The organism is Allobosea sp. ASV33 (assembly GCF_016428755.1).
GTDB lineage: Bacteria > Pseudomonadota > Alphaproteobacteria > Rhizobiales > Beijerinckiaceae > Allobosea.
In genome coordinates this window covers 1-15,136 of the sequence record NZ_JAELTI010000023.1, presented here as the reverse complement: position 1 = coordinate 15,136, position 15,136 = coordinate 1, and the positions used below count along the sequence as shown (strand labels likewise).

Annotated in this window: 12 protein-coding genes and 1 tRNA gene; 10 read left to right on the top strand and 3 right to left on the bottom strand. The window is 65.7% G+C overall.

Going from position 1 to position 15,136, the window contains the following annotated elements; all coding sequences use genetic code 11:
- The first annotated feature begins 36 nt into the window (after window positions 1–36).
- Together JHD80_RS09630 and JHD80_RS09625 are read left to right on the top strand one after the other, a co-directional pair.
- Complete coding sequence (locus JHD80_RS09630; protein WP_248311460.1) at window positions 37–1,200, top strand: amino acid ABC transporter permease; 1,164 nt, start codon at window positions 37–39, stop codon at window positions 1,198–1,200.
- A complete protein-coding gene (locus JHD80_RS09625) occupies window positions 1,197–2,240 on the top strand; it encodes an amino acid ABC transporter permease (RefSeq protein WP_199086473.1) in 1,044 nt (347 codons plus the stop codon). Before JHD80_RS09630 ends, JHD80_RS09625 begins: the two co-directional genes overlap by 4 nt.
- Before the next feature lie 185 nt (window positions 2,241–2,425).
- On the opposite strand, the gene JHD80_RS09620 is transcribed toward JHD80_RS09625, so the two are convergent.
- Window positions 2,426–2,968, bottom strand: a complete 543-nt coding sequence (locus tag JHD80_RS09620) for a GcrA family cell cycle regulator (protein WP_199086471.1) — start codon at window positions 2,966–2,968, stop codon at window positions 2,426–2,428.
- Between the two features lie 545 nt (window positions 2,969–3,513).
- Between JHD80_RS09620 and JHD80_RS09615 the strand changes: the two genes are divergently transcribed.
- Genes JHD80_RS09615 through JHD80_RS09605 form a run of 3 tightly spaced genes read left to right on the top strand, consistent with a single transcriptional unit; the run spans window position 3,514 to window position 6,705 of the window.
- A complete protein-coding gene (locus JHD80_RS09615; protein ID WP_199086469.1) occupies window positions 3,514–4,734 on the top strand; it encodes an aspartate aminotransferase family protein in 1,221 nt (406 codons plus the stop codon).
- 43 nt (window positions 4,735–4,777) lie between these two features.
- Complete coding sequence (argF, locus tag JHD80_RS09610; protein WP_349237242.1) at window positions 4,778–5,701, top strand: ornithine carbamoyltransferase; 924 nt, start codon at window positions 4,778–4,780, stop codon at window positions 5,699–5,701.
- Window positions 5,701–6,705, top strand: coding sequence for an Hsp33 family molecular chaperone (locus tag JHD80_RS09605; RefSeq protein ID WP_199086467.1), 1,005 nt, complete (start codon window positions 5,701–5,703; stop codon window positions 6,703–6,705). The genes argF and JHD80_RS09605 overlap by 1 nt, the downstream gene beginning before the upstream one ends.
- A 118-nt stretch (window positions 6,706–6,823) precedes the next feature.
- Here the strand turns inward: JHD80_RS09605 and argE are convergent, their stop codons facing one another.
- On the bottom strand, window positions 6,824–8,002 hold the full coding sequence (gene argE, locus JHD80_RS09600) for an acetylornithine deacetylase (RefSeq protein WP_199086465.1): 1,179 nt from the start codon (window positions 8,000–8,002) through the stop codon (window positions 6,824–6,826).
- Complete coding sequence (gene apaG / locus JHD80_RS09595) at window positions 7,999–8,391, bottom strand: Co2+/Mg2+ efflux protein ApaG (RefSeq protein WP_199086463.1); 393 nt, start codon at window positions 8,389–8,391, stop codon at window positions 7,999–8,001. The genes argE and apaG overlap by 4 nt, the downstream gene beginning before the upstream one ends.
- Window positions 8,392–8,584: 193 nt before the next feature.
- Here apaG and JHD80_RS09590 point away from each other — a divergent pair, with 193 nt between their 5' ends.
- From JHD80_RS09590 to JHD80_RS09570, 5 genes are all read left to right on the top strand, one after another.
- Window positions 8,585–9,673 (top strand): 2'-deoxycytidine 5'-triphosphate deaminase, encoded by a 1,089-nt coding sequence (locus JHD80_RS09590; RefSeq protein WP_199086461.1) that lies wholly within the window; start codon window positions 8,585–8,587, stop codon window positions 9,671–9,673.
- 123 nt (window positions 9,674–9,796) lie between these two features.
- Window positions 9,797–9,871 (top strand) — tRNA-Gly (locus JHD80_RS09585).
- A 397-nt stretch (window positions 9,872–10,268) separates the two neighbouring features.
- Window positions 10,269–11,918, top strand: a complete 1,650-nt coding sequence (locus JHD80_RS09580) for a tetratricopeptide repeat protein (protein WP_199086459.1) — start codon at window positions 10,269–10,271, stop codon at window positions 11,916–11,918.
- Window positions 11,919–12,087: 169 nt separating this feature from the next.
- Window positions 12,088–12,861, top strand: coding sequence for an SDR family oxidoreductase (locus tag JHD80_RS09575; RefSeq protein ID WP_199086457.1), 774 nt, complete (start codon window positions 12,088–12,090; stop codon window positions 12,859–12,861).
- Window positions 12,862–13,005: 144 nt separating this feature from the next.
- A partial coding sequence (locus JHD80_RS09570) for an autotransporter outer membrane beta-barrel domain-containing protein (RefSeq protein WP_199086455.1) occupies window positions 13,006–15,136 on the top strand: 2,131 nt, incomplete at its 3' end.

The window sequence follows — 15,136 nt, the reverse complement described above, 5'->3', positions numbered from 1 at the left end:
TGGCTTTCCTCCCAGCCTCCTGCCGGAGGACCGCCTTTGGCCCAGGTTCTATCCTTCATCAACGACAAGCGCGTCCGGGACTGGTTCTACCAGATCGCCCTGATCCTGCTGCTCGTCGGCCTCACGGTGTTCTTCGTGCGCAATGCCTCGGAGAACATGGTCAAGGCCGGCATCGCCTCGGGCTTCGACTTCCTCTGGCGGACATCGGGCATCGAGGTGCCTTTCGTCCTGACCGGCTACACCCAGTCCGACAATATCCTCGCGCTGTTCTGGGTCGGCGTCGCCAACACCATGCTGGTGAGCGTGATCGCGATCGTGCTTGCGACGCTGCTCGGCTTCGCGCTGGGCATCGCGCGCCTGTCCTCGCACTGGCTGCTCTCGACCATCGCCGGGGCCTATATCGAGTTCGTCCGCAACATCCCGCTGCTGTTCTTCGTGCTGTTCTGGTATTTCGGCGTCATCGCCGCCCTGCCGCAGCCGCGCCAGAGCATCGGCCTGTTCGGCGTCGCCTTCCTCAACAACCGCGGCATCACCATTCCGCTGCCGGATGCGCCCGATAATTTCCGCTGGGCGGCGCTGGCGATCCTGGTGTCCTGGGTCGGCTACTGGCTGGCCAGCGCCTGGGCGCGCAAGCGCAAGGAACGGACCGGGCAGGACGCGCCGCTGCTTGCCATGGGTATCGGCCTGATCCTCGTGGTCCCGGCGCTCGCGATCGCCTGGGCCAGCCTCGCCACGCGCTGGGATATTCCGGTGCTGCGCGGTTTCAACTATCGCGGCGGCTTCGTCGTCATCCCTGAATTCGTCGCGTTGCTCGCCGCGCTCGTCACCTATACCGCCGGCTTCATCGCCGAGATCGTGCGCGGCGGCATCGAATCCGTGGCCAAGGGCCAGAGCGAGGCCGCTTCTGCATTGGGCCTCCGGCCCGGCCGCATCCTAAGCCTCGTCGTCATCCCGCAGGCCTTGCGCGTGATGACCCCGCCCTTGACCAACCAATATCTCAACGTGCTCAAGAACTCGTCCTTCGGCGCGGCCATCGCCTATCCCGACGTGGTCAGCCTGTTCATGGGCTCGGCGCTCAACAATACCGGCCAGGCGATCGAGATCATCGCCATGACGCTCGCGGTCTATCTCGTCATCGGCCTCGCCGTGTCGGCGCTGATGAACTGGTACAATGCCCGCATCGCCCTGGTGACGCGATGACCCGCACCTCCTCCCGCTCCCTCTGGCGCGAGCGCCTGTTCGGCACGCCTTTCACCGGCTTCACCAGCGTGGTGCTGGTCGTGCTGATCGCCTGGATCGCCATTCCGCTGATCCGCTGGGCCGTAATCGACGCGACCTGGGTCGGCTCGACGCGGGCCGACTGCGTGCCCGGCGGTGCCTGCTGGGTCTTCATCCGCGCGCGCTTCGGCCAATTCATGTACGGGCTCTACCCCGTCGATCAGCGCTGGCGTGTCGATATCGCCGGCATCGCCTTCGTGCTGGGCATCGCCTCGGTCGTCCTGGCGCCGCAGCGCCTCCGGCTGAAGCTCGCGCTGGCGATGCTCGTCATCCTGCCGCCGCTCGGCATCTGGCTGCTCTCCGGCGGCTTCGGCCTGACTTACGTCGAGACGCGCGACTGGGGCGGGCTGATGCTCACACTGTTCATCTCGATCTATTCGAGCCTGATCGCGATCCCGCTCGGCATTCTCTTCGCTCTCGGCCGGCAGTCGGAACTCAGGATCATCCGGCTGATCAGCGTGATCTTCATCGAGTTCTGGCGCGGCGTGCCGATCATCGCGGTGATCTTCCTGGCCTCGCTCCTGCTGCCCTTGATCCTGCCCGGCGGCATCGGCATCGACCGATTAGCGCGCGCCGTGATCGGGCTCGGCTTCGTCATCGCTGCCTATATGGCGGAAGCGGTGCGGGGCGGCCTGCAGGCCCTGCCCAGGGGCCAGCGCGAGGCCGCGACCGCGCTCGGCCTCCCCTACTGGAAGGCGACGGGGCTGATCGTCCTGCCGCAGGCCTTGCGCATCTCGCTGCCGGCGATGACCAACGAATTCATCGCCCTGATCAAGAACACCACGCTGGTCCTAGTCGTCTCGATCCTCGACCTGCTCGGCATCGCACAGGCCTCGCTTGCCGATCCCAACTGGGTCGGCATGAACATGGAGGCCTATGCCTTCTCGGGCGCGATCTACTGGCTGATCTGCTTCGCTCTCTCGCGTTGGAGTCGCTCGCTGGAGAAGAAGCGGCGATTGTGAGCATCCCCACGGCCGTCATCCTCGGGCGAAGCGAAGCGTAGACCCGAGAATCAGGCAGGATGAGGCTCACGGAGCCCCTTCCGGCAGAGGATGTTCGGGACGAGCCCAAACATGACGCACCCTTCACGCAGACAACAAAAAACCGGCCTTTCGGCCGGTTTTCTAATTCGTGCTCCGAAACCCGATCAGGCCCGGACCTTGCTCCGGTCGCGACGGCGGTCGGCGGCGGGCTGATAGGCGATGCGGGCATGGTGGCTGCAATAGGGCAGCCCGGTCTGCGAGCGGGCGCCGCAGAAGCGGAATTCCGGCGTCGTCGGGTCGCCCATCGGCCAGCGGCACATATATTCGCGCAGGTCCATGATGGTGACGCGCTCGGAGAACGGGATCACCACGTCCTCTGATTGCGAGGGCACGGCTTCGACCTCGATCTCCGCCTCGGGGGCGAAGTCCGGCGCCAGCGCGTGGGCGCCGCGCGTCGGGGCGGGCGTTGCCATCGGATGGCTCGGCGAGCGGGCCGGCGCCTTGCGCGGGGCGCTGTTGCGCGGCGCGGCAGGCTGCGCCGCGCTCTTGGCCCGGCCCGAAAGGCCGAGACGGTGGACCTTGCCGATCACCGCATTGCGCGTGACGTTACCCAGCTCGGCGGCGATCTGGCTGGCGCTCAGCCCGTCGCTCCAGAGCTTCTTGAGCTGCTCGACGCGCTCTTCCGTCCATGCTCCGGCTTCGTTCATCCGCATCACCTGTCTTGTCCGGCCGGCCCCTCGCGGGTCCTGCCTTTAAGGGCGCTTCGTGACGGAATCCGGGACCGGCGGCTTGTGTCGCTGGGACAAAGCCGTTGCTGCCGCAACAGACGGTACAGGAGGCGCCGCACGAAATGTCGTATCTGACGAAGCCGAGCATACAAGCTGCGGTGACTCGCGAACAAGAGTCGCCGAATCCGAATTGGGCTTTTCCCCAGGCGATTCGCGATTGAGCCGTCAAGCGAATCCTTTCGGCAACACTGCCCCAGCGGCATTCAATTGACAGTCGCGGCCGCCTTAAGCATATTTATCCACAAGGTGACGCCGCCCATGCTCGGGCGGCGCTTATGTTTGGCGGATCAAGGTCCCGACGATGCGGATGACGGCGCGACGAGAGGTCAGGAGCTGGGTGCGACGATAACGTCGCCGCCGGGTCGTATCATGGCTGCATCATGCAGCGTCCATCCCCGGATCGTCGTTCTCCGTCCAGCGCCAATCCGATCTCACCCCGTCCCCCTCGCGAGGATCTTCGCCCCATGGCTCCCGCCCCTGTTTCCGCCAGCCAGTCCGTGCTTGTCCCGACCTATGCCCGTGCCCCCGTCGCCTTCGAGCGCGGCGAAGGCCCTTGGGCGATCACGGCGGACGGCACCCGCTATCTCGATTTCGGCGCCGGCATCGCGGTCAATGCGCTCGGCCACGCCCATCCGCATCTCGTCAAGACGCTGACCGAGCAGGCCGGCAAGATCTGGCACACCTCCAACCTCTATGGCGCGCCCGATGGCGAGCGGCTGGCTCGCCGGCTCTGCGAGGCGACCTTCGCCGAACGCGTCTTCTTCACCAATTCGGGCGCCGAGGCGAACGAGTGCGCCATCAAGATGGCGCGGAAGTATCATGCGGCGAAGGGCCATCCCGAGCGCTACCGCATCATCACCTTCGAAGGCGCCTTCCACGGCCGGACGCTGGCGACCATCGCTGCCGGCGGCCAGCAGAAATATATCGACGGCTTCGGCCCCAAGGTCGACGGGTTCGACCAGGTGCCCTTCGACGACGAGAAGGCGCTGCGCGCCGCGATCACGCCGGAAACCGCCGCGCTGATGATCGAGCCGATCCAGGGCGAGGGCGGCCTGCGCTCCGTCCCGGCCCGTTTCCTCAAGCTGCTGCGCGATCTCTGCGACGAGCACGGCCTGATGCTGATCTTCGACGAGATTCAGACCGGCGTCGGCCGCACCGGTAAGTTCTTCGCCCATGAGAAATACGGCGTGACGCCCGACATCATGTCGATCGCCAAGGGCATCGGCGGCGGCTTCCCGATGGGCGCCTGCCTCGCGACGGAAGAGGCGGCATCGGGCATGACGCTCGGCACGCACGGCACCACCTTCGGCGGCAACCCGCTCGCCATGGCGGTCGGTAATGCCGTGCTCGACGTGGTGTTGGCGCCCGGCTTCATCGAGAATGTCGGTCAGATCGCTCTTCGCCTGAAGCAGTCGCTGGCCGAGCTCAAGGACAAGCATCCCGATGTTATCGCCGAGATTCGCGGCGAGGGCCTGATGCTCGGCCTCAAGCTGCACACGCTCAACACCGACTTCGTCAACGAAGCCCGCGCCCACGGCCTGCTCGTGGTCGGTGCCGGCGACAATGTCGTGCGTCTGCTGCCGCCGCTGATCATCACCGAGGCCGATGTGGCCGAGGCGGTGTCGCGTCTCGACAAGACGGCGTCTGCCGTCGAGGCCACGCTGAAGCGCCCGGCTGCCGAATAAGTTCACCCGCAAGACCCACACCAGCGAAGCGAAGGAAGCGCCCGTGACGCGCCATTTCCTCGATCTCTCCGATTTCTCCGGCAGCGAGCTGCGCGCGATCCTGCGCACGGGCGAGGAGATCAAGGCGCGACGCCGTACCCCCGCCGCTGCCGGCGACCGTCTGCTCGAGGGCAAGGTCGTCGCGACCATCTTCGAGCAGCCGTCCTTGCGCACGCGCGTCTCCTTCGATGTCGGCATCCGCGAGCTCGGGGGATCGCCGATGATGGTCGCCGGCCATGAGATCGAGCTCGGCGAGCGCGAGACCATCGCCGACACCGCCCGCGTGCTGTCGCGCTATGTCGACGCGATCATGATCCGCATCCTCGATCACGATTCGCTGGTCGAGATGGCGAAATACGCCACCGTCCCGGTGATCAACGGCCTGACCAAGCGCCAGCATCCATGCCAGGTCATGGCCGATGTCATGACCTTCGAGCAGCGCAAGGGCGCGATCGAGGGCAAGCGCATCGCCTGGACCGGCGACACCAACAACGTGCTGACCTCCTGGGTCCATGCCGCCGGCCGGCTCGATTTCGAGTTGGCCGTCGCGACGCCCGAGGAACTGGCCCCCCCGCCGGCCCTGATCGCCTGGGCCAAAAAACAGGGCGCCAAGATCAAGCTCACCAACCATCCCGAGGAAGCGGTCGAAGGCGCCGATTGCGTCATCACCGATTGCTGGGTCTCGATGGGCGACGACGACGAGGGCACCCGCCACAACCTGCTGCGGCCCTATCAGGTCGATGACCGGCTGATGGAGCGCGCCGAGAAGGACGCGATCTTCATGCATTGCCTGCCGGCCTCGCGCGGCGAGGAGGTCACGGACGCGATCATGGACGGTCCGCAATCGGCCGTTTTCGACGAGGCCGAGAACCGCCTGCACGCGCAGAAGGGCATTCTGGCCTGGTGCTTCGGCGGAGTGGCGGCCTGATGGCCGTGGACGACACCATCGGCGCCGCCGGGCTCGACGATCGGGTCATTCCCTTCGCCGTGCCCGATCTCGACGTGCGCGGCCGCGTCGTGCGGCTGGGTGCGTCGATCGACACGATCCTCGATCGCCACGGCTATCCCGAGCCCGTCTCGCGCGTGCTCGGCGAAGCGGCTGCGCTTACCGTGCTGCTCGGCACGGCGCTCAAGTTCGAGGGCCGCTTCCAGCTCCAGACCAAGAGCGACGGCGCCATCCCGATGATGGTCGTCGATTTCAACGCGCCCGACAATTTCCGGGCCGTCGCCCATATCGACGAGGCCAAGCTCGCCGAGGCGATCGCGCTCGACAAGGTGTCGACCGGCGCGTTGCTCGGCGAGGGCCATCTCGCCATGACCGTCGACCAGGGCTCGGCCACGACGCGCTACCAGGGCATCGTCGCCTTGCAGGGCCAAAGCCTGGAAGAGGCGGCGCATCAGTATTTCCGCCAGTCCGAGCAGATCCCGACGCGGGTTCGCCTCGGCGTCGGCACCGTCACCACCGGCGGGCGACCGCAATGGCGGGCCGGCGGCATCCTCGTGCAGTTCATGCCGCATTCGCCGGATCGCCTGCGCGCGGCCGACATCCATCCCGGCGACGCGCCCGAAGGCCATGAGATTCTCGCCGGAACCGATCCGGACGGCATCGCGGACGATGCCTGGATGGAGGCGCGCTCGCTGGTCGAGACGGTCGAGGATCACGAACTGCTCGACCCGACGCTGGAAAGCGAGCGCCTGCTTTACCGCCTGTTCCACGAGCGCGGCGCCCGCGTCTTTGAGCCGGTTAGCGTGCATGAGGCCTGCCGCTGCTCGCGCGAACGCGTGCTCTCGATGCTGCGCGGCTTCGCGCCGGAGGATCGCAAGGCGATGATCGCCGATGACGGCAAGCTCGGCGTCACCTGCGAATTCTGCTCGCGGCGCTATTCCTTCGACCCGGCAGAGGTCGAAGAGGGGCAGGCGGCGGGCGAGTAAGCTCCTCCGTCATTCTCGGGCGCCGCGAAGTGGCGACCCGGGAATCTCATGCCAGAAAGGCGCGGGAGCCTCCCTCGTCAAGAGATGCTCGGGTCAAGCCCGAGCATGACGCTTGAAGCTACCCCGCCTGGCACTCCGCTATCAGCTTGCGCATGAAGGCCTCGCCTGCCGCCAATTGCTCCAGCGTGATGTACTCGTCCGGCTGATGCGCCTGGTCGATTGAGCCGGGGCCGCAGACCACGGTCGGAAGCCCCGCCTGCTGGAAATGCCCGGCCTCGGTCGCATAGGCGACGGCGATCGTGTGGTTGCGGCCGGAGAGCCGCATGGCGAGCCGCTCGGCCTCCGAGCCCGGATCGGGCGCCAGACCCGGCACGTCCGAAGTCATCTGCGTCTCGATCGCGGAACTCGGCGCGGTCGAACGCATCCGCGCCAGAACCTTGTCGGCCGTCTCGGCGAAACGAGCCGGGCCGGCCTCGGGGTCGGAGCTCGGAACCGTCCGGATCTCCCAGAGGAGTTCGCTGCGATCGGCCAGGATGTTGCGGGCGATGCCGCCATGGAAGGTGCCGATATGGATGGTGTCATAGGGCGGATCGAAGCGACCGCTCGGGTCCGGACGTGTCTTGGCATCCTCGGCCATATGGTCGAGTTCGGCGGCGAGCAGGGCGCCGGCATGGACGGCGCTGGCGCCGAGCTGCGGCTTGGAGGAATGGGCCGCGAAGCCCTTCACCACCGTCTGGAAGGTCCGCACGCCCTTATGCGCGTCGCAGATGTCGAGCATGGTCGGCTCGCCGACGATGACGGCGCGGGGCCGCGGCAGCGTCTTGCCCATGGCGGCGATGCCGTCGACCACGCCGAGGCAGGTCACCTCCTCGTCATAGGACAGGAAGAGATGGATCGGCGTCTTGAGATTGGCCGCCAGAAAATCCGGCACCAGGGCGAGCCCCAACGCGAGGAACGCCTTCATGTCGACGGCGCCGCGGCCATAGGCCTTGCCATCCTCGACATGCAGCGTGAACGGGTCGCGGCTCCAGGCCTGGCCGGCCACCGGCACCACGTCCGTATGGCCGGATAGAACGATGCCGCCGCGATCCTGCGGGCCGACGGTGGCGAACAGCGCTGTCTTGTCGCCGGTCTCATTGGGGAAGCGCACGGAGGAGACGCCCCAGCCGGCGAGGTAATCCTCGACGAAGTCGATCAGCGGCAGGTTGGACTTGTCGCTCACGGTGTCGAAGGCGACGAGGCGGGCGAGCATTTCGAGCGGCGTGTAGCGCTGCCCGGCTTGAACGGAGGCGGTCAATGCAGAACCTTCTTCACATAGGGGGAATCGAGCGGGAAGAGCGGCACCTCGACATCGAAGATCGTGCCGCTCTCATCCTGCATGGCGTAGAAACCGTGCATCGAACCATCCGGCGTCGTCAGCGGGCAGCCCGAGGTGTAGTTGAAGCTCTCGCCCGGCCGCAGCACCGGCTGCTTGCCGACGACGCCCTCGCCGCGGACTTCATGAACCTCGCCGCGCCCGTCGGTGATGAACCAGTGCCGGGTCATCAACTGCACGGTCTGTGTCGAGAGATTCACGATCTCGATCTGATAGGCCCAGAAATAGCGGCCCTGCGCATGCGAGGATTCCGCATCCATGAAACGCGGCGCCACGGTGACACGCACGCCATGCGTCTGGGCCTGGTACATCGAAGGCTCCGCCTTGGCCGGTCGCGGCTTTGCCGCTGTGATGTGTTATCGGCCAGCCGGCGCCAGCGTCAATGTGGTGGCGGGCCATTCTGGCGTGGACAACCCCTCGGCGTGCGCATGCCCTGCTGCCGGCATGCTTGGCCTCGGGAGCCCGCTTCGCTAGCTATGATCGATTATCCCCAGCGGAACGCGCATGCTGACCTTCAAGCCCGGCATCCAGCCCGACAGCTCCATCCGCGCCTTCATCGAGGCGGGAGCGATCACGCTCGCCCGGCCCCCGGCCGAGGGGCAGATCCAGCCCGCGAGCCTCGATCTGCGCCTGGGCGCGCGGGCCTATCGCGTCCGTGCCTCGTTCCTGCCCGGTCCCGACCGCACGGTGCATAGCCGCATCGAGGACCTCTCGCTGCACGAGATCGACCTGACGCAGGGCGCGGTGCTCGAGACCGATTGCGTCTATATCGCCGAACTGATGGAAGGGCTGCGCCTGCCCAAGGGTCTGCGCGCCGCTGCCAATCCGAAGAGCTCGACCGGCCGGCTCGACGTCTTCACCCGCGTCATCACCGATCGCGCCCGCGAGTTCGATCTGGTCGAGGACGGTTATGAAGGGCCGCTCTTCATCGAGATCTCGCCGCGCACCTTCCCGGTTCTGGTCCGCTCCGGCTCGCGCCTCTCGCAGATCCGCTTCCGCGCCGGCGAGACCCGGCTCGACGACCGCGCGCTCGGCGAAATCCACCAGCGCGAGACGCTGGTCAGCGCGGCCGAGCCCTCCTTCCAGGGCGGCGTCGCCGTCAGCGTTGATCTCTCGGGCTTCGACGGCCTGCTCGGCTACCGCGGCAAGCATCACACGGCGCTGATCGATGTCGACCGCGTCGGTGCCTATCGCCCCGCCGATTTCTGGGAGCCGATCCATGACGACGGCTCGGGCAGCATGATCCTCGATCCCGGCCAGTTCTACATTCTCGCCTCCAAGGAGGCGGTGCATGTTCCGCCGGACTACGCTGCCGAGATGACGCCGTTCGATGCGCTGGTCGGCGAGTTCCGCGTGCATTATGCCGGCTTTTTCGATCCCGGTTTCGGCCATCGCGCCGCCGGCGGTCAGGGCGCCCGCGCCGTACTCGAGGTCCGCTCCCGCGACGTGCCCTTCATCATCGAGGACGGCCAGATCGTCGGCCGCCTGGTCTATGAGAGCATGGCGGCCCGCCCCGATGCGCTCTACGGCGCCGACCTGAAGTCGAACTACCAGGGCCAGGCCCTGAAGCTCTCCAAGCACTTCAAGAGCTAGGCAGACGCCCGCTCCGGCCTTCCCGCAATCGGTGGGGCGGCTCGCGATTCCCGGATGACACCCGCCTTCGGACCCGCTATGAACGCGGGCCTGCCGCGCGTTGCTTTGCAGCGTGAAGGGCATGCGGGCGTAGTTCAGTGGTAGAACGTCAGCTTCCCAAGCTGAATGTCGTCGGTTCGATCCCGATCGCCCGCTCCAAAAATCTCTTGGAACGTCAGCCCGTTACGATGGCCCGCCATCAAGCGCGCGTTCCCCGCTTCCCCAATCCCTGTTCAGGGGTTGTTCGGCTCGCCGCGCAGTGCGGTCTTCCTCCTATTGCCGATTGCGGCGCGTGAAGATCGGCGCCGTCGGTTTGGCCAGGGCATGGCCGATCACGCTGCGAACCATGTCCATCTCGGCGCCAGGACCATCAACGACCGTCGGCCCTTGGAACGCACCAAGGATCGCGAGAAAATCGCGAGAGTCTCAAGGGGCGATTGTGGAATGCCTGGCGTTATGCTGCTGTGAAACGAGGCGCGGTCAGGCGAAGGAGCTGGATCCGTGCCATTGGCTCCCTGCACGTCAGGTGCATGGGTAGGGTGGGTTCGGCAGCGATATGCCTATCGACGGCGTTGAAGAGAGCGAAATCGCATCGGCGCTCGACAATCTGTTGAATGCGCCGGGCACTCGGATTTCAGCACGAGGCGCGCGCTTCCTCCGCTATGTCGTCGAAAAGGCCATCGCGGGACAAAGCGCCCAACTAAAGGCCTATACGATCGCTGTGGACGTCTTTGGCAGGGGTGTCGATTTCGACCCCGCCAAGGATGCCGTCGTTCGCAACGAGGCAACCCGCCTGCGTTCGGCGCTGGCGCTTTACTACGCTGTTGATGGCGCCGCCGAGAGCGTGACGATCCAGCTGCCCGTTGGCGGATACGGACCGCGCTTCGCCCGGCGCCCGGGAAAAGTGGCGGGGTCTTCGGGCAGCGACGAGACATTGGTCCGGGCGGGGCTTCGCCCGATCGCCGCGCCGGCGCAGCCGGGAGAAGCCCGGCCAGGCCCCGAGCACAGGATCCCGATCATCGTGATCAGGGCAGCGGCCGGCGGGACACCTAGCGAGGCATCTTCTCGCATGATCCGCTCGGTCGTTGCTGCTCTCGTTCCCTATCACGGCCTGCGGATCGCCGGTCTCGAGCCTCATAAATCGTTCGAGGATCTCGTCGCGTCGCTGCGTCCCGGCGGGGCGGGCAGCATCTATGTCCTCGACATTGCCGCCGACGTCGAGGATCGCGTGCTGCGATGCCAATGGATGCTGAGCGAGCACCGGTCGGGTCTCATTCTGGCGTCGCGCGAGAAAATCGAATCCGCCGGAGCGTCCTCGATGATGGCGGCGGAGAAGATCGTCGGCGAAGACGTCGCGCGGGCGATCGGGCAGCGCTGGGGCATCGTCAACGTGAACGAGCGCAAGCTCCATCCGGACAAGCACCAGGATGCCTATAGCTGTGTCGTGCACGCCGTCACTTACCTGGCGAACCTCGACGATACGGAGCAGAAGGATATCCGGACATGCCTCGAGGCCGCGGTCAGGGCGGAGCCGTTCTATTCGGACGCTTGGGCGATGCTGTCCTATATCCAGATGAACGAGATTCGCGGTCTCTACGCCCGGCCGGCCGAGAGCGGCAGGATCCTGCAGGAAGCTCTGGACATGGCCGACGAGGCCATTCGCGTCGCGCCGCACTCGGCTCTGGCTCATAGCATGCGCTCGACGGTGCTGTTCGCCATGGGGAAGTTCGAGGAATTCGAAAGGGCCGGGCGCCGGGCCATAACCCTGAACCCGGGATCCGGCGAGCATCAATTGACGCTAGGCAATCGGCTCTATGTCATGGGGCGCTATGCGGAGGGAGCCGAACTCGTGCGGCTTGCGAACGTGCGCGAGCACTACCATCCGGCGATGTCATACGGTGTCCCGATCCTGGAGCTCTATCGCCAGCGCGACTACGAGGGCGCCTTGTGGCTGGCCTCGAACCTCAGCATCGATGAGAAGTATTATTTCATGCATGTGATGCTGGCCGCTGTCTGCGGGCAGCTCGGCGCCACAGCCAAAGCAGAGACGCATCTTCAAATCCTGCGCCGTTTGAGGCCCCACTACGCCACCGAATTCTATTTGGATTGGCGCGGGCGCAAGTTCCAGGAAGATTACATCGCCCATATCGTGGAGGGCCTGGACAAGGCCGGGTTCGCGGTGACCGATACTCGCATCGACTCCTGAAAGAGCCGGATAGCCACGAATCCCGGTATCTCGGGGCCGGAATCCAGAAAGCGCATTCCGTCAAGGGGAGTCAGGAGCAGAGACTGTCGCTGCTCTGGTCAGGCGTTCAAACCGTGATCAGTTCCGTCGAGGGTCGCGTTTTGACAGCAGCGACCAGCGGAGACGGAACATGCTCGATCACGGCATCAAAGGTAAGACGGTTCTCATTGCTGGCGGGGCGAAGAACCTCGGCGGGCTGCTGGCCCGTGATCTGGCCGAGCATGGCGCAAGGGCCGTGGCGATCCACTACAACACGAGCGCGACCAAACCCGCGGCGGATGATACGGTTGCGGCGATCAAGGCCGCCGGTGCGTGGGCCGTCGCGCTTCAGGCCGACCTGACCACGGCCGTTGCCGTCGAAAAGCTCTTCGCAGACACAATCGCTGCCGTCGGCAAGCCGGACATCGCCATCAACACGGTCGGCAAGGTTCTGAAGAAGCCCTTCGTCGAGATCACCGAGGCCGAATACGACGAAATGACGGCGGTGAACTCGAAATCCGCCTTCTTCTTCCTCAAGGAGGCCGGCAAGCACGTCAACGACAACGGCAAGATCTGCACGCTCGTGACCTCGTTGCTTGGCGCCTACACGCCCTTCTATGCCGCCTATGCCGGCACGAAGGCGCCGGTCGAGCATTTCACCCGCGCCGCTTCGAAGGAGTTCGGCGAGCGGGGCATCTCGGTGACCGCCATCGGCCCGGGCCCGATGGACACGCCGTTCTTCTACCCGGCGGAAGGCGCTGACGCTCAAGCCTATCACAAGGCGGCGGCAGCTCTGTCGAAGTTCACCAGGACAGGCCTCACCGACATCGAGGACATCGTCCCCTTCATCCGCTTTCTCGTCTCGGATGGCTGGTGGATGACCGGGCAGACCATCCTCGTCAACGGCGGCTACACCACCAAGTGAGGGCGTTCGGCTGCTATCTGGGACCAACAATCGATACAGATAAGCCGCCCTTTATATTGACGATTAACTATTGAACTTCAAATTATGAAGCCGGTAGCGTCGATTCGCTTGAAGCAGGATTGTCCGTGGAGCCACCGCCACGCGATGAATCGGACGATCAAGGGTGACATCACGGCCGGGGGGCTGGAAAACGTGTCGAGACGGACCACCACGAACCCTATCGCTTCCGGCTTCCGCGGCCAGCCGCTGCTTTTGTCGACGGCGATCGCCGCATTGCTCTGCGCTGCCGGCTTCCCGGCGCGCGCGCAATCGGTCACCGGTAGCGGCGACCTGAACCCGGGCCCGGCTCAGACACCGAACTGGGCCGTCGGCGGGGATCTTCTCGTCGGCGATACCGGCATCGGACAGCTCAACATCACGGCCGGCGGAACCGTGACCAATGATCTCGGCACGATCGGCAATAATGTGGCCGGGAATGGCACCGTCACCGTTTCAGGCATCGACGGCAGCGGCAATGCATCGACCTGGACCAATAACGGCGACCTCGTCGTCGGGCAGTCCGGCACCGGCTTGCTGACCATCCTCGATGGCGGCAAAGTCAGCAGCCTGAACGGCTATATCGCCAGCGATCTCGGCAGCCAGGGTACGGTCACGGTCTCGGGCGTCGGCAGCAACGGCAGCGCTTCAACCTGGACCAACGCCGGTAGTCTTTTGATTGGTAGCAATGGTGTCGGCGCGCTGAACATTCTTGCCGGGGGCAGGGTCTCTAGCGCGACCAGCTATATCGGTGGTGATACCCTGGGAATCGGCAGCGCCCTGGTCAGCGGGATCGGCTCGTCCTGGCAGAATAGCGGGCGACTGAGCGTCGGCACGTACGGCGCCGGAAATCTGCGTGTCGAGGGCGGCGCGACGATTTCGAGCGCGGATGGCATCGTCGGCGATGGGGCGGTGGGTGATGCCGTCCTGACCGGCCCGGGCACAACCTGGACGAATGCGGGGCAATTTAGCGTCGGCAGCTTTGGCGTCGGCACTTTGCGCATTGAAAACGGCGCCAGTGTCCGCAGCAATCAGGGCTATATCGGAGCCAGCAGCACCGGCAGCGTGAACGTGACCGGCGTGGGGTCAAGCTGGGTGATGGCGCCGTACAGCCTGACCATCGCCAACTTCGGCACCGGCACGCTGACGGTGGATGGTGGACTGGTTAGGGCCGAAGGCGGCGTCCTGATCGGCATGAATTCGGGCGCGAGCGGGAACGTGACCCTGGTGGATATCGGGGGCAGCCGCGGCGTTCTCGAAACCAGTGGGATCCGGGGCGGCGACGGCACGGCAATCGTCACCTTCGACGGCGGCTTGCTGCGCGCCACATCGGACAACCCCACCTTCTTTAGGGGCTTCGACACGCGCACCATCTTCATCACCGGGAATGGCGCCGTCATCGACACGGATGGCCATGATATCGGCATCTCTCCTACCTTCACCGGCGCGGGCGCGCTGATCAAGGATGGCCTGGGCAAGGTGACGCTGACCGGCAACAGCGGCGCGACCTATACCGGTGCCGGCAGCGTATTGGCCGGCACGCTCGCGGTGAACGGGGTCCTCGGCGGGACGATGGAGGTCATCGGCGGTCGCCTCCAGGGCATCGGCACGGTCGGCTCGACGATCAATCAGCCGGGCGGCACGATCGCACCAGGCAATTCGATCGGTACGTTGACCATCAACGGCAATTATCTCGGCAATGGCGGCCGGCTCGAAATCGAAACCGTGCTCGGTGGCGATGCCTCGCCGTCCGACCGCCTCGTCATCACCGGCAACACAGCGGGCTCGACCCCCGTGACGGTGCTGAATCAGGGCGGCGGCGGCGCACCGACGATCGAAGGCATCAAGATCATCACCGTCGGCGGAGCCTCGAACGGCGTCTTCACGCTCCAGGGCAATTATGTCTTCCAGGGTCAGCAGGCCGTCGTCGCCGGCGCCTATGCCTATACCCTGCAGAAGAACGGCATCAGCACGCCGAACGATGGCGCTTGGTACTTGCGTTCGGCCTATATCGAGCCGTCCACTCCGGCCACTCCATCGACACCGTCCTCTACACCGACCGTCACAGGCCCGATCTACCAGCCCGGAGCCCCCGTCTACGAAGCCTATGGCCAGGTCCTGCAGAGTCTGAACGAGTTGCAGACCCTGCGCCAGCGCGTCGGCGAGCGCTTCGACGGCAGAGCTGACGACGCCGCGAACGCGGCGGGCCGTGCGATCTGGGCCCGCATCGATGCGGCCC

Coding starts and splice junctions, on each gene's coding strand:
- JHD80_RS09625 (WP_199086473.1), top strand. CDS start 1,197: ATGACCCGCACCTCCTCCCGCTCCCTCTGGCGCGAGCGCCTGTTCGGC.
- JHD80_RS09620 (WP_199086471.1), bottom strand. CDS start 2,968: ATGAACGAAGCCGGAGCATGGACGGAAGAGCGCGTCGAGCAGCTCAAG.
- JHD80_RS09615 (WP_199086469.1), top strand. CDS start 3,514: ATGGCTCCCGCCCCTGTTTCCGCCAGCCAGTCCGTGCTTGTCCCGACC.
- JHD80_RS09605 (WP_199086467.1), top strand. CDS start 5,701: ATGGCCGTGGACGACACCATCGGCGCCGCCGGGCTCGACGATCGGGTC.
- apaG (WP_199086463.1), bottom strand. CDS start 8,391: ATGTACCAGGCCCAGACGCATGGCGTGCGTGTCACCGTGGCGCCGCGT.
- JHD80_RS09590 (WP_199086461.1), top strand. CDS start 8,585: ATGCTGACCTTCAAGCCCGGCATCCAGCCCGACAGCTCCATCCGCGCC.
- JHD80_RS09580 (WP_199086459.1), top strand. CDS start 10,269: ATGCCTATCGACGGCGTTGAAGAGAGCGAAATCGCATCGGCGCTCGAC.
- JHD80_RS09575 (WP_199086457.1), top strand. CDS start 12,088: ATGCTCGATCACGGCATCAAAGGTAAGACGGTTCTCATTGCTGGCGGG.